A 21,022-nucleotide genomic window follows, 5' to 3' on the forward strand; every position below is an offset into this window, starting at 1 on the left:
GTCCTTTCGCAGCAAGCTATGATCGAGGTGGTCGCCCGACGATCAATGGATGAACGTGATATCCGCGCGCGCTTCGATCGCGGAGATGTCCGAAACGTAGTCTTGCTGCATTTTTCGGAATTGGTCCTCGGGCCATGGGGAGAACCGGTCCTGTGCGCCTTGCACCGGATACTCATGCTCCAGAGCCGCCATTCGAAACCGCCATTCCGTCGCGGAGAGCGGTTCAGCGGTCTCGGCCATGGCGCGGATTGCACTGTCGGAAGCGCTTCCCCGCACAGTAGGGTTCTGCAGCGGCTCAAACGCCTCAGCTTCGACGTCACTCAACCCTTCGAGGATGCGGGGCTCGAGGTCGCGGAAATCCTCGTAGCGCCAGATGAAGACATTTGCTTTCGGCATGGCATCGCGGATGTCGTCGATGATCTGCAGCCATGCCCCCTGCGGTGAGGAAAAGGCGGATGCGAATTGCTCTGGGGGCGGCACGGGAGAGAAGCGGATCGCTTCGCCATAGATCGACGCCAGAAAGTCAGGATAGGACCGGATGCAGAGCCAGATATCCAAGGGGCGATCCGGCAGGAATGTCGCGAGAAGCTGAAGCCGCGATATCGCCGTCGGATAAAACGCCCCGTCGAGGAATTCACCCGTTTCGCCCAACAGGTTCTCTTCGGAAACAAGCAGTTCGTCCGAGGTGTCGAACAGGCTCGTGATCTTCGACCCAAGCTTGTCGAGGCGCGTTGGACGGCCCGAGAGTGCCTTGAGCTTTTCCGACCTGCTCGTGCTTTCGCTTTCCGCCCATACCTGATGGAAGAGGGGACGAATGTTGTTGATGGGCCAGAAAGCGACACCTTGCGAGGCAAGAAGCTTCGCGTTCAGTTCGAGGCGCGCCTGGAGATAGGTTGTCGCTGTCTTGTGGGCTCCGAGATGGAGGCGAATTCGGGGCGTCGTCACATCATCCTCCGTCTTCTCACCGTTGCGTCAGACTGCGGTCGGCAGCCGCCGCTGCGTCTGCGGCCTCCTTTGAAAGGGCAGGTCGCGGCATCTTTATACCAATGGCTTACTGAGGAACGGCCCGCGCTGTGAGGTGCAAAGCGCTGAACGGGGCGAGCGCTCTTAATGAAACCGTACGCCTGCCACACAATTGGCCAATTTTCTGGCCATCGCTAAAATAAGTCGCAGGAATTTCTTCGAATTAGGGGTAATTCCGCGATTTGGCGGAATTCTGGGAAAGCGAACAAGCTTCGCACCTGGGATTAAAGGTGATTCTGCCGCCCATAATCCTCAAATTGGATTCCGAGCGCCCGTTTTTCGTGCGGACCGCCTCCAGAATGGCGCAATTTCGCGGATCGGTGATGCGAAATTTATGCTGCAGGTGCGAAAGGATCATTTCGTCTTGTTCGTTTCGCAAGGTTACCAAATCGTTAATCGAGGGATTTCAAACTGTCGCTCTTTCACTGGGGGGTGAAAACATGACCTTTGAAACGCGTAAGGGGCACTTCTTTGCTCCGACTACAGTCCATAGTGCTGCTTCTGCTGAACCGCTCGTTGAGCGTCCTGCAGGAGATATTGCCAAGCGTGGGCTCGATCTGCTGCTTGTGCTCGTTTTCCTGCCGCTGCTTGTTCCGCTTTTGCTCGGGGTTGCCGCGCTTGTCTGTATGACGAGTTCGGGGCCCGTGCTTTTCGGACACGTCCGCGTCGGTCGGGGCGGCAAGAAGTTTCGGTGCTGGAAATTCCGGACGATGGTCGTCGATGGCGACCGGATCCTGGAAGAGCATTTCCGGCGTTTCCCCGAAGAGCGCACTATCTGGGAAGAAGAGAGAAAGCTGCATGACGATCCGAGGGTCACGCCTTTGGGGGCTGTCCTGCGCAAGCTCAGCCTCGATGAACTTCCGCAGCTGATCAATGTGCTTGTCGGCGAGATGAGCCTTGTCGGGCCGCGTCCCGTCGTTGACGAGGAAATGCGCAAATATGGCCGCTCTGGCCGTCACTATCTGCGTGTGCGTCCCGGTGTGACGGGCCTCTGGCAGATCAGCGGACGTAGCGACACTGGCTACGCGATGCGGGTGCTTCTCGATCGTCACTACGTGATGTCGTGGAACGTGCTGCTGGATATCAAGGTTCTGGTTCTCACGATCCCGGCAGTTCTGTTTGCGAGCGGGGCGAGGTAGCTGTGCCAATGTCCCGTGTCCCGTTACGGCGTTTCCTCTTTCCGTTGGCCGTAACTGCGCTGACTGCATTTCCGGCCTATGCCGAAAAGCTTGAAGCCGGTGATGTTGTCTCGCTCAATATCGTTGAGTGGCGCAGCGTTGCCGGTGAAATGGCGCAATGGGCCGCGCTGAAGGGGCCATATGAAATCTCGTCTGACGGTGCCTTGGATATCGGGTTTATCGGGAAGGTCGAGACGAAGGGGCGCGAGGCTGAGGCTGTCGCCGAGGAAATCTCGGCGCGGCTGAAGGATACTTTGGCGCTGACGGAACAGCTCGATGTTCAGCTGAGCATCACGCAGCGTGCGCCGGTGATCGTCGGTGGGCTCGCGAGAAAGCCGGGGCCGGTGGACTTCACCTCCGGGATGACTGTCCGTCACGCCCTCGCACTCGCGGGTGGGCTGACGGGCGTCTCCGGCGATGGGACGATGTCCCAATATCTTTCGATCGCGGCACAGGAGGCCCAGCTGGCGCGGCAGGAGGGCGATTTGCGCCTGCGCATCGCGCGTCTCGACGCGGAACAGGCTGGCACCACCGATGCGAATTTTCCGACGGCTGCCTCACTCGGGCAGGATGGAGAGCTGCGCGTTGCACAAGAGCAGTCGCTTCTGAAATTGCGGCTCGACTCGGCGAAGCGCAAAAGCGAACTCGTGGACGGGCAGGTGACTCTCCTGACTCAAGAGATCGACAAGTTGCAGCAAAAATCCAAAGGCTTGGACCACCAACGGGAATTGATTGCAGAGCAACGCGACAAGGTTGCGCAGCTCGTTGATCGGGGCCTGAGCCCTAGTAACCGGGCAATCGAAGCCGAACAGAAGCTTGCCGCAATCCAAAGTCAGATCCTCGATGTCGACACTGCGATTTTGCGGTCTCGTCAAGCACTGGCCCGCGCCGAGAATGATCGTCTCGATCTGGGCGCCGGGCGCATCACACAGCTGCTGAACGATAAGCAGAAAGCGGAATCCGAACTTTCCGATGTTCGTGAGCGCCTCGATCTTCAACGTGGGCTGATGCGGCTGGCCGTGCCGAGCGCTATCGGCGCAGGCTTGGCAGGCGAAGAGGGCGGCCCGCAATTGCAGGTCGTCGTCACGCCTGCCGGAGGGGGCACTGCGAAGACCGTTGCCGATTTCGACACGCGGCTGTCACCGGGTGACCTCGTGGAGGTGACGCTTTCGCGTGACCCCAACGAGACAGCGGCCACGACCGAAGCTCCGCAAAAGCAGGCGGCCGGTAGCAACGGTTGAGGCGCGTCCCGCCTATTCGCCGCGTCGCAATCGGATCGCGTAAACCATCGCGCCGACCGTGATCACCGTGATCGGATCGAACTGGAAGAAATATGTCACTTCGACCAGCGACAGAACGAACTGACGGATCATGAAGGCCGCGAAGAAGATCGTTTCGGCGCGTACATCGCGGATCGCCCACACAATCACGACATAGCCCGCCCAGAAGACGAGGCCCGTCTGCAGAAGTGCGAAGGGCAGGCCGAGCTCCACGGCGTTCGTGAGCAGGGTGTTGTGGAAGTGGAACCCGGATTTCGACGCGATTCCGAACTGCGCCCAGACTTCCTCCGCGACGGGCTGGCCGGGAATCCAGAAGGCCTGGAAACCTGTGCCAAGAACCGGACGTTCGGCAATCTGTCTTAACGCGATCGCCCAGAGGTCAGTGCGCCCGGTGAGCGTGACGTCCTTGCCCGTCGAATGAAAGAACCATGACTCGACATGGCTGAAATTCGCCATGATGAGCAGAATTGCCAGAAGCAATAGCATCGACATCATGACGAGCAGGAAGAACCGCTTCCACGCCGAGGTTCGCGAGAGAAGTACGATTCCCACGGCGACGGCCAAAGCCCCCACGCTCGCAAGGATCGCGCCGACGGATTGCGCTTTCACGAGAAGCAGCGCGGCCAGCAGGGTCATCGCCACGCCCGAGTAGCGCAGCCATCGCGGCAGGCTGCGGTCAAAAAACAGTGGCGCCGCCGAGATGAGCAGCATCGAGGCGGTGCTCGCCATTGCGTTCTTGCTGTGGAATATCCCGAGAAACCCCAGCCCATCCGCGCGCTCGCGCCCCAGCACCGCACTGATGATGTTGACCGCGGCAAACGAGTAGAAAACGGCCTTGTAGTAGTTGAGCGGGGACAGGCGCCGCGCAATCAGGATGGCGACCATGAAGGTGAATGTCAGAAGGATGCCGTATCGAAGGCTGAGAGCTGGCGCATCCGACCAGAGCACCGAAAGCACGGTCCAGCCGGGCAGCGCGAGAAGCCACCACATATCGACGATCTCATCGCGCGAACGCCATGGTTGCCGAAGGATCAGGAAGCACCCGACGATCAGAAAGCCAAGCGCGCCCAGCGTCCCGATCTTCGGCGTGATGTGCAGGATGAACAGCGCCAATGTCGCGAAGAGCGCCGTCGGGCTGATCACGATCTCATTTCGATACGGATAGCCGCCATGTGCAGTTTGGGCCGTCATGGTTCCTTGCACAGCATCGATTCAGGGAATTGGCATGTCTCGCCAAGCGGCGTGTAGCCGACCCAGTCGATCGTGTAGCGCAAGGGGCCGGGGGGCTTCTCATAGCGCCCCATCCATTCGCTCAGCGTCTGCGTGCTCCAGAAGGACAGATAGATCTTCTGAGCCGCGCTGGGCACGCGTGAAGTGACTTTCAGGATTTCCTTGCCGTCGGCATACCAGGTGATCGCGCCCGGCTCCCAGCGGAAGGCAAGCGTCTGGAACCCTTCGGTCGTCGGTTTCGGCAGGGAGAATTCCCCGCCGCCCATCGGTTTGCCCGAGAGGTATCGATTGAGCGAGACTTTCGAGGGGTCTTTGGTGAGGATTTCGATGTCGATCTCGTCATGCGGCATGCCGTGGACCGGCCCGATATAGGTGAAGAACGAAGCGTTGAGCCCCGAATTCTTCGGCGTGTTCAGCCGCACCTCGTAAGTGCCGTAGCTGTATCTCGCGCGGGTCTGAATCTCGGCGCACAGGTTGGTCTTGTCCGGTCCCGCCTCGGGCAGGAAGAACATGACCAGTTTGCTTTTCTCGAGCTTGAGGGCACGCCGTGCCCAGGTGCAGCTCTGGTGGTCGCCGTTGGTCCAGCCATCGGAGATATACCATCGCTTCTTGTTGAAGCTGTCGAAACTGTCGAAGAAGGCACCGCCCAGAGGTTTCTCCGCGCGGGCGAGGCTCGGTGCCAAAATGGCGAGAGCGACGAGACAAGATAGTATGCGTAAGATCGGCATGCAGCCATTGTACCGCGCCCCGCAGTCGAATCGCTCGGGCTTTGGTGGCACATGCAGGAGGCCTCGGGCGTAGCTGTCTTAAAGCGATGGATTTTTTGGCGTTTCGCTTTCTGTGGCTCGCAAATGCAGCGTGATGCAGACCTGACTTCGGCAGCTTTCTTGTGAGGCGCGCGTGCAGCCGACTCGGCCGCCTGCATGGGCTAGCGTGTCTTCATCACTGGTGGAGACTGTCTTGGCAGAGCGCATCACGGTTATCATGGCGAACTGGTGCGGCGCGTCCTATCTCGCGGCTGCAATCGCATCGCTACGCCGCCAAACCGTATCGGACTGGCGGCTGATCGTCTCCGATGACGGATCGGACGATGACAGCGTGGCTATTGCACAGGATTTCGCGCAGCAGGATCCGCGCATCGACGTGCTGACGGCAGACAAGTCTTCCGGACCGGCCACCGCGCGCAATCGCGCGCTCGAACGGGCCAAAGGCGAGTGGGTCGCCATTCTCGACAGTGACGACCTCATGCATCCAGAGCGGCTGGAGCGGATGCTGGAAGGGGCGGACGCGCTGGGCGCGGATGTTATTGCGGATGACATGGTGTTCTTCGGGACCGTGCCGGGCTCGGGCGGTCGCACGTTGCTCGAACCGATGTCCTTGGTGGCGCCGCTCGAGATTACGGCGAAGCTGTGGGTCGAGGCCGCCGCGCCGGAGACCGAGCTGCCGCAGCTTGGGTATCTCAAGCCGATGATCCGTCGCGCGATCCTCGATGATCTGCGCTACGATCCCGATCTTCGGATCGGCGAGGATTTCGATTTCGTCCTGCGTCTCTTGCTGACGGGGGCAAAGTTCTGTGCGTTGCCCGACCCGATGTATCTGTACCGTCGACATAACGCCTCGATTTCACATCGGCTTTCGCCTGCCGCCATCGACGCAATGGTCCGCGCTCAGCAGCGGTTGTCGGAGGGGCTGGACCCAGCCGTTGCCGCACAGTTGGCCGCGCGCCATCGCGGGTTGCGGAAGATGGCAGACTTCGAAGCGCTCGTGGCCAACCTGAAAGCCCGGCAGTTCGCGGCGGCCGCGATAAAAATCGCGCGGCGTCCGTCTCTGGCGCAGGACGTTCTCCGAAGTCTCGCCGAGAGACGCAAAGGCAAAGACGCGACTGGCCCGGAGCGCCGTGCGGTTCGGGTCTCTCTCGGGGCTGAGGAAGGGGCTGACGTGCTGGCCGATGAAATCGCGACCGCATCCGTCGCGGAGAAAATGCATGTCAGCGTACCGAAGCCGGTCGCGCCCGGTGCGATGTGGGCTTCGCCGCCCGCGAAAATGGCCGCGAAGTTGAGCGCTCTTTCCGAAGCGAATGACGTCATTCCGGAGGCTCTGGATGGGGCAGGGGCCTGGGCACGGTGGCTGTTGCCGCAATGGGCGCAGGAGCAGGCATAGGCGGATTTAACCCGCAGACCGCGCGCTAGTCCTCGGGTCGAAGCAATAGGCGGAGCGTATTCGTCACCGGTGCGGCGGGTTGCTTTTGGGCACGCAATTTGTCCCGCAGGATACCCGACGCGATCGGCATGAAGTTCCGCGGCGGCTTGATAGAGAAGCCGAAGGCCGCCCCGAGACCGTCTTGCGCCTTGATGTCGAGAAAGCGCCGCAGCAGGTAGCGATCGCGGATCTGGTCGTGATGCCGACGCATGGCGGAATTCGCGGCGCGGGGCACCGATTGGTCGTCGAGATGTGCAGAGGCCGCTGTCATCAGCGCGCCGAGATCCTTCGTCCCGTGCCGACCCGAGAGCGAATTTTCCCGCACGCGTGCAGCATAGCCGCATTCGTTGGTGACAAGAAATTTCGCACCGCGCGCGAGCATGCGCACATAGAAATCGAAGTCCTCGCCCAGCCGCAGGCTTTCGTCATAGCGCAGAGCGTGCCGCTCCAGAAAGGCGCGCGACATGAGTGGTTTGAGAAAGCCAAGCTCGCCCCGCGTCTCGCCGCGTTTGCCCATGTTTCCTTCGACGAACCCAACCAGATCGAGTTCGAAAACCCGCGTCTCATTGTCGGGAAGCCGGGTCGGGTCGAAGGCCTGCGCCATATCGGCGGGCACGAAGGCGATATTGTCCGCGATCAGATCCCAGCCTTCATAGGCGAGGAGGCGCGAGAAGCGGCCGGGGAGCAGAAAGTCATCTGCATCGAGCACTGCCAGAAACGGGGACCGGGAGGCGGCGATTGCACGGTTGCGACCCGCGGCCGGTCCCTGATTGCTGTCGTTTCTAAGAACGATCAGGCGCGCGTCACCCGCCGCGGCGTCCTGCGCGGTCTCTGCACTTCGGTCCGTAGAGGCATCATCGACCACGACAACTTCCGCAACCTCTGGCTGTTCGAGTGCGGACCGGACCGCATCGCCGATCGTGTCTTCGGCGTTATAAGCAGTGATTACGACGCAAATCTCGGGGGTCATCGCTTGGTTTCTCCCACTTCGCCGACGGGCTTTCGTGTGCGCGCGATCACGTTAAGGAAGGCGTTCGAGAGGAAGGCCCGATTGCTTTCGCGCACCAGACGCCACAGGTCGCGCCCGCAGAGGCTTGCCAGAATTTCGCGCCGCCTGGGGAAATTCAGCCCTTTCTTCCAAGGCTGAAAGACCATGTCACGAACGGTTTCCGCAGAACGACTGGCAAGCAATTCGTGCGATCGCGGCGGCAGGCTGTCTTGCCCGATGCTGGTGGTTGCGAGGGCCATGGCGAAATCCAGTGTTTCCGAGAGGCCCGTCTGTCGGGCGAGCTGTTCGAGCTGATCCCGTTCGCCCAGCTCGAGACCCTCGAATGCCTTGATCATGTCGAGGGCCACAGAGCCCGCAGGTTCATGCGACAGAAAGGCTTTGCAGAGCGTGATTGCGGCGATCAAACACATGTCTGGCGGGGACGGCACCGGCAGTGTGCTGTTCGCGACCGACTGCCTCACCGCCCGATGCAGGAAGCCCACCAAGTTCCGAGGGCGCGGCAAGCCGGGCTGTTGGACGCTATGGTGCAAGTCCACGAAGATGGGTTGGTCGGGCGCTTCGAAATGGCGTTCGCCGAGGAAATGCACCCACCAGCTGCCGAGTTCGGCTTCGGTGGGCTTGAACCCAGCCTCTTCGAGGATCTTTCCCGCCGCGATCCGGTCCTTGGGCGCGACCAGAATGTCGACATCCCCGGACGGCTTGAAAAGGGGCGTGCCGTAGAGCCGGATTTGCTGCAGCGGGCCTTTCAGGTGGAGGTGCGGAATCTGGCCGGCATCGAGCGCTTCGGTGATCTCGGCGGCGAGCTTCAATCCGCGATTATTCGAAAGCATTCCGCGCATGCGTCCGAAGTTGAGCTCAGCGTTCACCTGCTCGGCTGCATCGCCTTGAAGGTCTGGCCACCCGGGGTGCATCAACAGCTTGTTCACGCGCGCGATTTCAAAGAGAAGGCGAGGGTCAGTGCTGATCGGCGGCGCTTGACCGGAAGCCATCTTCCTGAGAATTTCGACCTGTGTCGAACAGTCGCGCCGCTTCACGTAAATGAGCTCTTTCTCCGGAAAGCTCACGCGCCTACCTTCACGAAATCGCGAATCGAATCCATCGAGAAATCAACCCCAGGTTGAATTGCGCGACTTTTTAATTCCCCCAAGGTTGCAATTTTAAATGTCCAGCTTTCTGGCGAAATTTTAACGCGCTCATTTCTTGAGCGGGTTTTCGGACAGGATGCTCGCATATTGGACCCCCTGAAATCGGTCGCGGGAATATTGCCTTGATTTTGCCTGTTATTTTCGCAGCGAACTGAAGCTGTGACGCTCCGAATGGACTAAGGTTTGACACAAGTGGAGCCTGATTAAAGACTTTAGGAGGCGCAAGCCAAAATGAGTACGTAACGTCAAAAGGGGGTATCTACTGATGAAAACGTATACTCGTCCGCAGCTTCAAAAGCACGGCAAGCTCGAAGACCTGACCCACGGTGCAGGTAGCACCACGATCGCCGACCAGGTGCTGCCGCCCGGTACGGATATTGCGGGTCTTACCTTCTCGTAATTCGAAAAAAATGAGAAGGACAGGGGCGTGGTCTCGCCTCTGTCCACTCCATGCAACGTGGCTCTCAAGGTGTGGGTGGGTAGTCTATGAATGCAATGTCCCAATATCGGGTTCGTTCCGAATGTGTTGCTTGTCCTTATGGTGACGGCGTCGCGATTTTGGATTTAAATTCCAATGCCTATTTCAGCCTGGATTCCATCGGCGCTATCGTCTGGAATCTATTGGGCGACCAAAAGAGCGTCGAAGAAATTATCGATACGATATCGGGCGCTTATTCTGTTCCGCGCGACACCGTTGCCGAGGATGTCTCGGTGCTCCTGAGCGACCTTCACGAAAACGGTCTCGTCGAGGCTTCGTGAAATGCGTTGGAAACGGCCGATCCTTCACGACGCTCGACTGTTGTTCGAGGCGCTCGTGACAGTCGTGCGTGTGCGTGTCGATCTGTGGCGCCACCGCCACGATGCATTGCGCAAGATCGTGGTGTCCAATGCCGCGCGTTTTCCGGAGCCGAAAGCCGCGGACCGCGGCACTCTCGCCGAAATTTCATGGGCCGTGGCGGCTGCTGCACGTCTCGTGCCGCAAGCGACCTGTTTGACTCAGGCCACGTCGGGGCAGCTCTTGCTCGCACGTCGCGGGATCGACTCCACCGTACGCCTGTCTCTGCCGATGGGCGGGGAAGAGTTTCGCCCGCATGCCTGGCTGATGTCCGACAATATTATCGTGCTTGGTGGAACGCGCGCGGAATTCGCGCGCCATACGCTGTTGAAGAATATGACGGCGTTTGCGCAAGGCGAGGCGCGCCCATGAACCGGCCCGCACTGCATTGCGCAATTGGCGGTTTCGCGGATCCCGCCAAGCTGGCAGCCGTTCCCGAGCTGCGGAACGCCGTGGTTGAGGCATCCGCGCGGTCTTCGGTTCTCATGTCGGGGCCGCAGACGGCGCGCAGCGCAACCGGCGCGATTGTCGCGGCAGACCTCGACCTGACCCACCTGAGCGACACGGCGCGGCGTCTGGCGATGCCGCCGAACAGCTCGGCCATCGAACTTGTTGCCGCAGCCTATGATCGCTTCGACGACGAGCTCGGCCATGTGCTCGAGGGCGCTTTCGCGATCGCAATCTGGGATCCGAAGCGCGCAACCCTTGTTGTCGTCCGGGATAGGTTTGGTCTCAAGCCGGTGGTCTATCGGGCCAATGCGCGCGGGCTTGCGTTGGCGAGCGATCCCGAAGCTGTCATCGCGATGACCGGGGAACGCCCGGAGCACGACGTCCTTTGGATCACCGAACATCTCTCGGGGCAGCTGACCAATCAGACGCGCACGGCTTGGAAAGATATCGTCCGTTTGCCTCCGGGAAAGCTGATGCACTATCGCGATGGCTCCCTGTCGCCCCAGCGCACGTGGTGGAGCCTCGAGCCCCGCGACCTGAGCGCGGCCGAGCAAACTGACGAGGCCTTGCGAGATGCGCTCTCGGACGCCACCGGCGAAGCAATGAGCGGAGGCTCCGCCGCCGCGATGCTAAGTGGGGGGCTGGATTCAAGTTCGCTGGCGATCCTTGCATCGCGATTGTCGTCGGAGCCTTTCCCGACCTACTCGCTGCGGTTTCCCTCTGCGCCTGAACTCGATGAGGGCGAATATATCGATGCCGTTCTGGAGGCCGGAAACTTCCGGCCGACGATGTTGAATGGCGGCGTTGGAACGGCACTCGATCCAACGCTTTCGGACCTTTTCCTGATGAACCAGCAACAGCCGTTTCCGGGCTTTGGCATGGTGACGACGCATACGATTTGTTCCGCAGCGCGGGCGGATGGGCATGCCGTTCTGATCGACGGGCATGGCGGCGACGAAGTGATCGGAGGCGCGTCCTTTTCCTATCTCAATGAACTCGCCCGGTCCGGTGAGTGGGCGAAGCTTTGGACGTTGCTGCGCAAGCTGCATGGGTTCGCGGGTGGCCGTGGTGCGGTCGCGTCCTTCGTGATGGCCTATGCGCGCCACGGCGGAAACCGAAGCGCCGCGAAATTGGCGGGTCGGTTGCAGCGTCGGCTTTTCAGCTCGAGCGATCCGGCCCAACCGGATTGGTTCAGCATTGTCGCGCCGGAGCTGGTTTCGCGTTTGGATCTGCGCGCGCGTTCCGAAGCCGCGAGCACTGCGCTCTATTCGGATATGCCGTTTGGCTTTGCGACACATGCGCGTGCGCTGGCCGGAGACCTGACGCCGAGTGCATTCGAGCTGCTCGACCGAGCCACGCGTCCCTTGGGGCTTCAGTTGCGGTTCCCGTTCTACGACCGGCGCGTTGTCGAGCTTTGCGTAAACCGCTCCGATGCGGACAAGATCAAGAACGGACAGCCGCGCGCGCTGATGCGCGATGCGATGAAAGGCATCCTGCCGGAGCGTGTCCGATTGAGATCGACGAAGGTCGATTTCACCGCCAACAATCGCCGCGCGATGCGCGAGGACCCGCAGGGTCGGTTGCGGCAGTATATCGACAACCCACCCGAGCGGCTCGAGGCTTACGTCAATATCGCGCGCCTTCAAGAGACCGCGCGGGCGCTTTTCGACACCTCCGCCGATGCCGGTGGATTGGAGGTCATGCAGCTCTGGCGCGCTGCTTGGCTCGACATGTGGCTCGAGCGCGAAGAACGCGCCCGCCAACCGATTGCATCTGGAATAGAACCGATAAGGGAGGTCCACGCGTGACCGAACTCGAACATATTGAAGCCGCGCAGGGGCTTGGCGCCCCCGCATATTCCTACAGCACATACGGCATGCAGGTCGTTTCCGATATTGAACTCCCGGAACTGGCCTCTGTCGTTGCCGGCTCGGTTGCAGAGCCGCGCAGCTTGCGCATTCGCCGCGCGCCGGTGGAACTGCCCGAAAACGCCAGATCTTTGCCGACCTGGTACGAGTTCGGGGCCGCGGAAACACGGTTCTACTGGCAAACCGTCGGGGCCTTCTCCGTCAATCTCGATGGCACGGAAATTCTCTGCGAGCCCGCAGAGGGTGTCAGCGACGACCTCATCGCGTTTCCGCTGCTCGGTCCGATCCTGTTCGAGTCGCTTCGACGTCAGGGGCATTTCGTTCTGCATGCGAGTGCGGTCTCCCTCGGAGGGCAGGCCGTCGTTCTGATGGCGGACAAGGGCACGGGAAAGTCGACCTCCGCGGCGGCATTGCTGAATGCCGGCGGCAAGCTCCTCGCGGATGACCTCGTCGCCTTTACGCCGGACGGGGAGGTTCTGTCGGGCTTCGGCCAGGTGAAGCTGTCCGACGCGGCCCTTGAGGCGCACCGGCCGCAGAAGTCCGTCGCCCGGGGCGATGTGCATGCGGCAATCGACAAGAAGCGGGTGCAGCTTCCTCGCGATGCGACGGCAGAATATGCGGCTCCCGCCGTGCGTCTCTATATCCTCGAACGCGGAGAGGGCGAGATGGCTTCCACAGCCGACGTGGCCGCCAGCCAGTCGCTGCCCGCGATCCTGCGGTTTTCCTACGGCGTACGCTTCGGAGAGAACCTGCTGTCGGGAGAGCCAGCCAATCGCCACTTTCGGGACGCCGTCTCGCTTGCCGGGCGGGTGAAGGTCCGCATCCTGCGGCTTCCCGCAACGCTTGACGCCATGACCACCCTCGCAGATGCCATTCGCGCCGATCTGAATTCGGATCGCGCAATGACCGGAGACGAGGATTGAGCGACGTTCTCTCCGCCAGAGCGTCTCTGAGCGAGGCGCGCAACCTCTTCACGACGATGCGTCGTGCGGCGGGCAACAAGCTCTATATCGCCTTGGGCATGCTGATGCTGAGCAGCCTCAGCGAGGGCATTTCCGTCCTTCTGCTTCTGCCGATCCTGAGTCTCGTCTCCCGGTCGGAGGAAGGCGCGCCGATCATTGAGATCACTGAGCGCGAATTCATGGGCGTGACGCTTCCCGCCTTCACGCTCCCGCTCGCCGTGCTGCTCTCGATGCTCGTCTGCTTCCTCATTCTACAGGCTTTGTTCAATCGGATGCGCACGGTCTATGTCACCGACATCCAGCTGAGGTTCTCCGCGATCTTGCGGCATGGTTTGTTTTCCGCCATCGCCGAGAGCCGGTGGGATCATCTGGTCCGGCAACGTAATGCTGATCTGGAACATGCGCTGGTCGGCGAGGTGGAGAGGGTTCGGATGGCGTCGATGTTGTTGATGTCGCTTATCCAGGGCTCCGCATCGCTTGTGCTCTACGTGGCGCTGGGGCTGATGATTTCGGTGCCGATGACGGTGTTATCCGCCGTATTTGGCGTCGTCGCCTTTCTCGCGCTCAGGCCTTACCGGAAAATGTCGGCGGAATACGGTGTGAAGCTGCAGGGGCTCCGGCGCGATCAGTTTCGTGCGGTCTCGGGCTTTCTGTCGGGGCTCAAGACGGCCAAAGCGATGAACCTCGAGGAGGCGGAAATCGCAGGGTTTGACGCGATCCTCGATATGGAACGGACGGACACGCGCGAATTCGCGCGGCGCACCGCAACGGGCTCCGGAATTTTCCAGATTGCCCAGGCGATCGGCGCGGTGATCTTCATTTACCTGTCGCTCGTGCAACTCGGCCTCGCGATTTCCGAGATCGTGGTTTTGCTGCTCGTGATGATGCGGCTGGCCCCGCGGTTCATGACGCTTCAGCAGCAGGCGCAGATGTTTCTGGTGAATTTGCCGGGGTGGCAGCATATCCGAAACATCCAAGGTGAGATGATCCGCCAGCGCGACGTTGCAGCGGGATTGCCGATCGCGACGCGCGCGCCATGGCATGAGATCCGGCTGGAGAACGTATCCTATCGTCACGGCGAAGGCCTGCCGCGTGCCTTGGAGGATGTCAGCCTTTCCGTTCGCGCGGGCGAGGTGACGGCGCTGATCGGGCCGTCGGGCTCTGGAAAATCGACCATCGCGGATCTGATTTGCGGCCTCATCCGGCCCGAGACCGGCAAGATCCTCATCGACGGTCAAGACCTCGATCCGATGGATATCCGGAGTTGGCGCCACCGGATTTCCTACGTCACGCAGGACACCTATCTGCCACCGATGACGGTGCGCGAAGCTTTGCAGGTTGGCGCGCCGGAGGCGGATCAGAAGGACATGGAAGCGGCCCTCCGCGTCGCGTCTGCAGACTTCGTCTTCTCGCTTCCCGCGCAGCTCGACACTCTGCTGGGGGAGCGTGGTGTGCTGTTGTCAGGGGGCGAACGTCAGCGGATTGCGCTGGCACGCGCTTTGCTGAGAAAGCCCGAGCTGCTGATCCTCGACGAGGCGACGAGCGCGCTCGACTGGCAAAGTCAGAACCGGATCGTGGCGAACCTTGCGAAGATCGAGACCCCGATGGCAATTCTCACGATCGCGCATCGCTATTCGATGGTCGAATTCGCGGATATGGTTTTCGCTTTGGAAGAGGGTCGGATCGTCGAAAGCGGTGCGCCTGCCATCCTGCGCACCAAGCCCGACGCCCGGTTCATGAAAATGCGTGATGCCGAACGCAGCACGAGCCGCGCGGTGTGACCTTAAACGGTGCGCTGAAGCTCAGCGATTTTCCTGATTGAGGTAGGCGCCGCGCGAAACATGCGACGTCGTCTTGTCGTCCGAAGCCTCGCGACCGGCTTGCGCGGCCCCCTGATTCTTTCTCCGGGCCGTTTCCTCGCGGGTCATGATGGCGACGAGGCCGACGTACAGGATCTGACCGAGAAAGAAGATCGCGATGCACAAAATCGCGACCATTCCCAAAGACATGCCATTCCAGAACCCGACCGCGCCAGCGATGATCGTGACAAGAGTCAGGACGACGAGAAATGGCATCAAGCGCATGGCTTGGCACTCCGAAACTTGGGCTGGGCTCCAGCGGTTACCTTCTCGATAATAACCGGTCAAGCATTTGAAATTCAATTGTTGCGTGTGTTGGTATTTGTGCCGCGCATCTCGGGCTTGTCCCAGCTTTTTCCCGGATCCCCGAAATACCCGTTGTAATCTTCGAAATAGGCCTCGGTGCTGGAGACGTCGACGAAGTCCCGCAGGTCTTCCATATCCACGCGGTTCAGCACCGTTCCCAAGAGGCGCTCGCGCAAAGCTGCATTGGCCGACAGGATGCGGTTCAGCATCAACTTCGGCGTCTTGCCCCAGCTTGCCACGAGGAGCACGGTGTCGAGGTTCGGGATCATGGCACGCGCATCGACGATTGCGCCGAGCGGGGCGAGGTCGATGATCACGAAATCGAACTCGCTGCGCACCTCGGCAATCAACTCGCGCATGCCGCGTGAGGACAACAGCTCGGCGCTGTGGGTGAAGCCGTTCGGCGGAATGCATGGCAGGATATGCACACCGGTGCCTTCCACTTCACGTACCAAGTTGCGCCAAGGTGCGCGGCCGGCGAGCACTTCGACAAGTCCGTCGCCATGGCGGAAGTCGAGGCGCTGGCTGAGCCCCGGGCGCCGGATGTCGCTATCGATCAAGAGCACCCGTGCATTGGACATGTTGAGCACAGCGGCAAGATTGAGAGAAACCGTCGATTTGCCTTCCTCGGGACGTGCGGAGGTGACCCCCAGAACGATTGCCCCGGTCTCGACCGGCGCGCGGATTTCTGCGGCGAGCCGCACGCTGCGCAAGGTTTCCGCGAAGAAAGATCTGGGGTGGCGCACGGCGTAGATGGCGCTTTCACTGGTCGAATGCGACCCGTTTCTCGGTTTCGAGATATTCTCGGCGAGCCCGTCGCGCAGGTTCTGGAACACGGCGGTGCTCGTGATCGATCGGACTGGTTCCGACTGCGCCGACGTTTCGAACTCCGGCAGATAGCCGAGGAACGGTCCACCGGTTTCGTCCTGAACGTCATCCGAGGTACGAAGGAAACGCTCCCGCCATTCCTGCCAGGCCGTGATCATCATCCCGATGATCAAACCGAGCACGATCGAGATCGCAAGCGCGCGCTTCGTGCTCGGGCCAACCGGGTTGCGCGGCACGTCAGCCTTGGTCAGGATCCGCACGTTCGAGACGGGGAAGGATTTCTGTTGTTCGATCTCCTGAAACTTCGTCAGGAACGCCTGGTACAGCGTCGAGAGCGTGTCGGCGCGTTGCTGCAGCGCGCTGTACTGGACCTCGACGGTGCCGGAGCTCGTGTCGCTGTCGATCGCGAGGCCGAGGCTGTTCTTGAGCGCATCGACCTTCGCTTCGGCGCTTGAGAGATCGCTCTTCGCCTGCGCGCTCCCTTGTTTGAGAAGGGTGAACAGGCGTTCCGCAGCGGCCTGAACCTGCCGCTCTACCACCTTATACTGCGGGTGATCTTCGCCGAAGTTCGTCTTGATCTGATTGAGCATCGCCAGCGAGTCGGTGAGCGTATCGCGGGCCTGCTGCAGGGCAGGGTCGCTTCCGCCGCCAACCCCGGTGGAGCCGCCATCGACGAGGGCTTGGACCCCACCGGCAATTATCTGGTTGTAGGTATCGACGCGCGCCCGTGCGCGGGCCACATCGCTGACCGCATTGGCCATCTCGGCATTGAGCTGGACGACGGAATCCTTTGTCATCGAAACGCCGCGCGAGGAGACGAGCCCATGCTCGGCCCGGAAGGTCTCCGCATCCAGCGCGGCTTGTTGAGCCTGATTTTGCAGCTCCGTCAGCCGGTCCTGCATCCAGTTCGTCGTCCGTTCGGTCGCTTCGAAATTCGCATTGAGGACATCGGCGATGTAGCCCTCGGCGAGCGAATTCACGATCGCGGCGCTCATGGCCGGATCGTAGGACTCGTAGCTGATAGAGATCACGGAGCTTCTGCCGACACGCCCGACATCGATGCGCGCCTGCAAGGCGCGCGCGGCGAGGTCTTGCCGCGCGGCGGTGATCTGTTCGGGTGTCAGAGTGGTTGTGCCGCTAAGTTCGGGCTTCGAGCGCAGCCAGTTGATCGGTGTGCGGATCGTGTTGATCACACCGCCGATCAGCCGAGAAAACAGCGAGCTCGGCGGCGACGTGAAGGAGGGATTGTCGAGGAGGTCGAGCTCTTTGACGACCGATTGCGAGATCCGGTCGGAGCGGATGATCAGCCGGGCATCCTCAAGGGCGGACTCGCTGAGATTGTTGCTTTCCGAAGCCCCGAGCTGTTCGATCGACCGGCTGATATTCGCATCCAGCAGCAACAGCGAATTTGCAAGGTAGCTGCGCGGCGTGGTCGCCAGATAGATGATCCCGAGGATACCGAGGATCACGACGGGAACGATGATCGACCACCGCCGACGACGCAGGATACGCGTGAGCTGGCCCAGCGTTACGGTTTCGGGCGGTTTCGAGATCGGCCGCTCGAGATCGTTGCTCGTATCTGCGAATTTGAATTGCGTCTGTCTCAAGAGGTCGTTCCTCGCGCGTTGCGCCTTGAGGCTGTGTTGTGCGTGGCATCCGAAGATGCTCCGCCATAGATTTCCGTTCGGCTTCCGCCGGCAAATCGCCAGACGACGCCGATATGCAACGCTGCGCGCATCAGATTTCGGTTGCGCGCCAAGGGGTCGGTGACGTGGCCCAGCGAAAGTCCGAGGCAGGCGAGCGCTTTCGCACCGGCGCGTCCGAGTTCGATCATTCGTGCCGCGAAAGCCTTTCCCTGCGAGACCAGAACGGCATGGGTCTGGCCCATGCGGAAGCGGCGCCGCAAAAGCCACGAAAGTGTCGCACGCTCCGCAGGGACATCCTCTTCGAGCCAAGCCTCCGGGGCGTAGGCAAGCGTCCCGCCGCGGCGCTTGATCTGGTCGAAGAAGATCGTGTCTTCGCCGCCGCTGCGACCGAAATCGGGATCGAACCGCAGGCCAGAGACGGCGGGGTGTTTCAGGTCGAGCAGGACGTTGCAGGTGTAGCCCGCACGCACGCGCCCTTCGCTATCAAGCTCGGCGTGGGTGTCGTGGATATGGCCAGCGCGCATCCACTCGGGGGCCGCGTCATTGTGGTAGGCGCGCACGGGGCCGATCACCGCCGCGCTCTCTTCGGATCGGCGCGCCTCCATCAGGGCAGGGAGCCAGCCGGGCAGGGCGCGTTCGTCATCATCGAGGAAGGCGAGGCAGTCCAAGTCTTGTGCCTCGGCCGCGTCGAGAACCGCATTGCGCGCGATCGAGATGTTATGGGCGGGCGCGTGCAGATAGTGCAGTTCGAAGGGAAGCGGCACCGAACGAACCCGGTCTTCGGAAGAGGGCTCGAGATCGTTATCCGCAACGATGACGCAGATATCGAGGTCCGGCGGGAGAGTTTCGGCAAGCGAGGCGAGGGTGTCGCGCACGATTTCGCGACGATAAGTGCACAGGCCGATGCCAATCTTGTCTTTGCGCTTCGGACTGGTCACTCGGGCACCCCGCGACCGATGGTTGGAATGCTATTGCCCAAAATCTGTGCCCAGAACCCCGCGGACCAGGCCAGATGCATGATACCCGCAATCGGGCCAGCCGTGAGATTGGCGAGGCGCTTCGTCTGGATCGCGATCGCCAGTCCAGCAACCGCACAGCCCAGAAGCCAGACGATCGCGGGCAGGGCGAAGATCGGGTGCAGCGGGGTCAGCACGACAAGAGCGAGCGCCGGCGCCAGAGCTGCGACGATCGCCTGTCGCATCGCCGGGCGTTCCCTATGCAAGGCAAGCGTGCGGGCGCGTCCCTTGCCGAACCGGAAATATTGCGACGCGAGATCGCGCAGGGATTTTCGCGGGAAGTAGCGGACGAAGGTGCGCGCGGTCAGCCAGATCTTGAAGCCCGCGCGGATCAGGCGGTGATCGAGTTCCGCATCCTCGTTATGGCTGAATGTGGTGTTGTAACCCCCGACCGAGCGAAAGGCGTTCAGACGAAACAGGGCATGATGACCGTGAATGACCCAACGGCCTTCCCCTGCGCCGCGATGTGCCGACCCACCATTCCCAAAGCGCGAATTCTGAGCCCGCGCGATCTGGGTCTGCAACGGGGTGACACCTTCGGCATGCATACGGACGACGACGCTGTCGGCGCCGGTGTCGATGGCTTCGCTCATCAGCGTTTCGCAGAAATCGCTCGGGTAGGCGCTGTGTGCGTCTACGCGGATCAACCATTCTGCCGCCTCCCCGAAACGCTCCACGGCGAGGTTGACGGCTGCGGCCTGCAGCCTGTCGGGGTTGTGCAGCAGGACGATTTGCGGCGTTTCCTGTGCCATTTTCTCGACTATGGCGCAGGTCCCGTCCCTCGATCCGCCGTCTGCCACTATGACGGTCGCGTCTTGGGCGCGCGCGAAGGGCAAAAGCGCCGAGATGACCGAGGCGATATGGTCGACCTCATTCAGCGTGGGGATGACGATGAGGATGCGGCTCAAGATTGCGCCTCCCGCAGATGCGTGGCGCCGCTGCGAGGCGCGCCAAGCGTGGGGAGATCGGCCAACCAGGACACGAGCGCACGGCATTCTGCGTGACCCGCCTCCCAGGTGGAGCGCGGCTTTGCAGCGACCGCTTGCCGAAGCGTCTGGAGATCGGCGGTGCTCAGACCGCTGAGGGCTTGCGCGACCGACGTGCTCGACGGTTCTGCCACCTGAACCCCGATGCCGAGAGTTTCGGTACGTCGTGCGATCTCGGTTGCCGCAAGAACCACCGGAACCGCACCATGCAGGCAGCCTTCGTACAGGCGGTTTGGCAGCAGCCAGTCCGAATTCTCTCCGGCCTCGTAACGGTCGATCAGCCACGCAAGATCGACCGCGTCGTAAATCTCATCGAGATCATCGGGCGCAGTATAGGGACCGCCGAATTCGAGATCGGGGTTTGCGGCGACGCGCTCATGGAAATCGGAGAGTTGATCGAGCGCCGGACGTCCGCGCATTTTGACCCGGAAATGTCCCGGTGCGTTGCGAGTGAGTGCGTCGAGCGTGTCCAGTGACCAGCGGCACCGGAGAATTCCACTCCAGCCAATCTGCAGCGGCCCCTCCAGAGGGTGCACGCGTTCGCGAAGCTGTGCCGGCTCGAGCGCGAGCGGCTTGTTTTCAATCAGGCACAGGTGCGGCGCGAGCTTCTCGAACGGCTGAGGGTGGCCGCGCTTGAACCCTTCCGAGGAATACAGAAGCCCCGATGCGGATTTGAGCGCCGCTGCCTCAATGGCCCGGATTGCCTTGGAGGCCGGACCGTTCCCCGACAACAGGCGATGCACGTCGAGCAATTCGTAGACAAGGCGTGCCGCCGGTGCGCGTCGCTTGAGAACCGCGCCGAGCGCGAGCATTTCGAGATTGCGAGCGATGATGACATCGGTCTCCTGGAGCGTCGGGAACCGCTTGTCGAGACCGGGGAGGGACCTGAGCACCGACAGCGCGCGCTGGGTCATTTTCCCATTGGCGGTGTGTCCGAGAACGAGCGCAGGCTCCGGTAGTGGCCGCGCTGAGCGTTGGAACCCCGCAAGCGTCACCTCGGCGCCGCCAGCGCGCAACATCTGAACGCGTCGCCAGATCGCGGCATCATCGAGGTCATGAACGAGGTAGATCAAACGCATCTTGAAAGCCGTCTTCCCTGCGCTCACGCTGCCGCGCGATCAACGGCGTGGCAGTCACCGATCTGCACATGGTCCGCGTGACCGTCAGTCTGCAGGGGCGGGACATTCGCATCGGGCCCACTT

19 protein-coding genes are annotated in these 21,022 nt (G+C 61.4%); 9 read left to right on the top strand and 10 right to left on the bottom strand.

The window, feature by feature from the left end:
* Positions 1-42: 42 nt before the first annotated feature.
* Positions 43-945, bottom strand: coding sequence for a hypothetical protein (locus F8R15_RS04295; RefSeq protein ID WP_152843696.1), 903 nt, complete (start codon positions 943-945; stop codon positions 43-45).
* Positions 946-1,463: 518 nt separating this feature from the next.
* Here F8R15_RS04295 and F8R15_RS04300 point away from each other — a divergent pair.
* Together F8R15_RS04300 and F8R15_RS04305 are read left to right on the top strand one after the other, a co-directional pair.
* Positions 1,464-2,162 (top strand): sugar transferase, encoded by a 699-nt coding sequence (locus F8R15_RS04300; RefSeq protein WP_152843697.1) that lies wholly within the window; start codon positions 1,464-1,466, stop codon positions 2,160-2,162.
* Complete coding sequence (locus F8R15_RS04305; RefSeq protein WP_152843698.1) at positions 2,087-3,442, top strand: polysaccharide biosynthesis/export family protein; 1,356 nt, start codon at positions 2,087-2,089, stop codon at positions 3,440-3,442. The genes F8R15_RS04300 and F8R15_RS04305 overlap by 76 nt, the downstream gene beginning before the upstream one ends.
* Before the next feature lie 12 nt (positions 3,443-3,454).
* Here F8R15_RS04305 and F8R15_RS04310 read toward each other — a convergent pair whose 3' ends face one another.
* Positions 3,455-4,672 (bottom strand): O-antigen ligase, encoded by a 1,218-nt coding sequence (locus F8R15_RS04310; RefSeq protein ID WP_152843699.1) that lies wholly within the window; start codon positions 4,670-4,672, stop codon positions 3,455-3,457.
* Positions 4,669-5,439: a family 16 glycosylhydrolase gene (locus F8R15_RS04315; protein ID WP_152843700.1), complete on the bottom strand. Its 771-nt coding sequence runs from the start codon at positions 5,437-5,439 to the stop codon at positions 4,669-4,671. Before F8R15_RS04315 ends, F8R15_RS04310 begins: the two co-directional genes overlap by 4 nt.
* A 232-nt stretch (positions 5,440-5,671) precedes the next feature.
* Here F8R15_RS04315 and F8R15_RS04320 point away from each other — a divergent pair, with 232 nt between their 5' ends.
* On the top strand, positions 5,672-6,871 hold the full coding sequence (locus F8R15_RS04320) for a glycosyltransferase (RefSeq protein ID WP_152843701.1): 1,200 nt from the start codon (positions 5,672-5,674) through the stop codon (positions 6,869-6,871).
* Positions 6,872-6,896: 25 nt separating this feature from the next.
* Here F8R15_RS04320 and F8R15_RS04325 read toward each other — a convergent pair whose 3' ends face one another.
* Together F8R15_RS04325 and F8R15_RS04330 are read right to left on the bottom strand one after the other, a co-directional pair.
* Complete coding sequence (locus F8R15_RS04325; RefSeq protein WP_152843702.1) at positions 6,897-7,880, bottom strand: glycosyltransferase family 2 protein; 984 nt, start codon at positions 7,878-7,880, stop codon at positions 6,897-6,899.
* Entirely contained in the window at positions 7,877-8,983 is a 1,107-nt protein-coding gene (locus F8R15_RS04330; RefSeq protein ID WP_152843703.1) for a nucleotidyltransferase family protein, read from the bottom strand. Before F8R15_RS04330 ends, F8R15_RS04325 begins: the two co-directional genes overlap by 4 nt.
* A 346-nt stretch (positions 8,984-9,329) precedes the next feature.
* Between F8R15_RS04330 and F8R15_RS21910 the strand changes: the two genes are divergently transcribed.
* The 6 genes from F8R15_RS21910 to F8R15_RS04355 all read left to right on the top strand — a co-directional run bounded on the left by F8R15_RS21910 (position 9,330) and on the right by F8R15_RS04355 (position 14,960).
* On the top strand, positions 9,330-9,464 hold the full coding sequence (locus tag F8R15_RS21910) for a hypothetical protein (protein ID WP_256365664.1): 135 nt from the start codon (positions 9,330-9,332) through the stop codon (positions 9,462-9,464).
* Between the two features lie 86 nt (positions 9,465-9,550).
* A complete protein-coding gene (locus F8R15_RS04335) occupies positions 9,551-9,823 on the top strand; it encodes a PqqD family protein (RefSeq protein ID WP_078604695.1) in 273 nt (90 codons plus the stop codon).
* 40 nt (positions 9,824-9,863) lie between these two features.
* Complete coding sequence (locus tag F8R15_RS04340) at positions 9,864-10,271, top strand: lasso peptide biosynthesis B2 protein (RefSeq protein WP_198453201.1); 408 nt, start codon at positions 9,864-9,866, stop codon at positions 10,269-10,271.
* Entirely contained in the window at positions 10,268-12,157 is a 1,890-nt protein-coding gene (locus F8R15_RS04345; RefSeq protein WP_152843704.1) for an asparagine synthetase B, read from the top strand. Before F8R15_RS04340 ends, F8R15_RS04345 begins: the two co-directional genes overlap by 4 nt.
* Complete coding sequence (locus tag F8R15_RS04350; RefSeq protein ID WP_152843705.1) at positions 12,154-13,140, top strand: hypothetical protein; 987 nt, start codon at positions 12,154-12,156, stop codon at positions 13,138-13,140. The genes F8R15_RS04345 and F8R15_RS04350 overlap by 4 nt, the downstream gene beginning before the upstream one ends.
* On the top strand, positions 13,137-14,960 hold the full coding sequence (locus F8R15_RS04355; protein ID WP_152843706.1) for an ABC transporter ATP-binding protein: 1,824 nt from the start codon (positions 13,137-13,139) through the stop codon (positions 14,958-14,960). The genes F8R15_RS04350 and F8R15_RS04355 overlap by 4 nt, the downstream gene beginning before the upstream one ends.
* Before the next feature lie 21 nt (positions 14,961-14,981).
* Here F8R15_RS04355 and F8R15_RS04360 read toward each other — a convergent pair whose 3' ends face one another.
* From F8R15_RS04360 to F8R15_RS04380, 5 genes are all read right to left on the bottom strand, one after another.
* Entirely contained in the window at positions 14,982-15,254 is a 273-nt protein-coding gene (locus tag F8R15_RS04360; protein WP_152843707.1) for a hypothetical protein, read from the bottom strand.
* Between the two features lie 83 nt (positions 15,255-15,337).
* On the bottom strand, positions 15,338-17,779 hold the full coding sequence (locus tag F8R15_RS04365) for a GNVR domain-containing protein (RefSeq protein ID WP_172976162.1): 2,442 nt from the start codon (positions 17,777-17,779) through the stop codon (positions 15,338-15,340).
* Positions 17,776-18,756, bottom strand: coding sequence for a glycosyltransferase (locus F8R15_RS04370; protein ID WP_152843709.1), 981 nt, complete (start codon positions 18,754-18,756; stop codon positions 17,776-17,778). The genes F8R15_RS04365 and F8R15_RS04370 overlap by 4 nt, the downstream gene beginning before the upstream one ends.
* Positions 18,753-19,742 carry a glycosyltransferase family 2 protein gene (locus F8R15_RS04375; RefSeq protein ID WP_253732388.1) on the bottom strand — a complete coding sequence of 330 codons (990 nt, stop codon included), beginning with the start codon at positions 19,740-19,742 and terminating at the stop codon, positions 18,753-18,755. Before F8R15_RS04375 ends, F8R15_RS04370 begins: the two co-directional genes overlap by 4 nt.
* Positions 19,739-20,899, bottom strand: a complete 1,161-nt coding sequence (locus F8R15_RS04380) for a glycosyl transferase (RefSeq protein WP_152843711.1) — start codon at positions 20,897-20,899, stop codon at positions 19,739-19,741. The genes F8R15_RS04375 and F8R15_RS04380 overlap by 4 nt, the downstream gene beginning before the upstream one ends.
* Positions 20,900-21,022 lie beyond the last annotated feature (123 nt).

Origin of the sequence: Thioclava sp. JE_KL1 (assembly GCF_009296265.1) — a bacterium.
GTDB lineage: Bacteria > Pseudomonadota > Alphaproteobacteria > Rhodobacterales > Rhodobacteraceae > Thioclava.

Bases quoted from the DNA above. Each gene is read 5' to 3' on its own strand.
- F8R15_RS04300 (WP_152843697.1), top strand. From the start codon at position 1,464: ATGACCTTTGAAACGCGTAAGGGGCACTTCTTTGCTCCGACTACAGTC.
- F8R15_RS04310 (WP_152843699.1), bottom strand. From the start codon at position 4,672: ATGACGGCCCAAACTGCACATGGCGGCTATCCGTATCGAAATGAGATC.
- F8R15_RS04315 (WP_152843700.1), bottom strand. From the start codon at position 5,439: ATGCCGATCTTACGCATACTATCTTGTCTCGTCGCTCTCGCCATTTTG.
- F8R15_RS04325 (WP_152843702.1), bottom strand. From the start codon at position 7,880: ATGACCCCCGAGATTTGCGTCGTAATCACTGCTTATAACGCCGAAGAC.
- F8R15_RS21910 (WP_256365664.1), top strand. From the start codon at position 9,330: ATGAAAACGTATACTCGTCCGCAGCTTCAAAAGCACGGCAAGCTCGAA.
- F8R15_RS04335 (WP_078604695.1), top strand. From the start codon at position 9,551: ATGAATGCAATGTCCCAATATCGGGTTCGTTCCGAATGTGTTGCTTGT.
- F8R15_RS04345 (WP_152843704.1), top strand. From the start codon at position 10,268: ATGAACCGGCCCGCACTGCATTGCGCAATTGGCGGTTTCGCGGATCCC.
- F8R15_RS04360 (WP_152843707.1), bottom strand. From the start codon at position 15,254: ATGCCATTTCTCGTCGTCCTGACTCTTGTCACGATCATCGCTGGCGCG.
- F8R15_RS04380 (WP_152843711.1), bottom strand. From the start codon at position 20,899: ATGCGTTTGATCTACCTCGTTCATGACCTCGATGATGCCGCGATCTGG.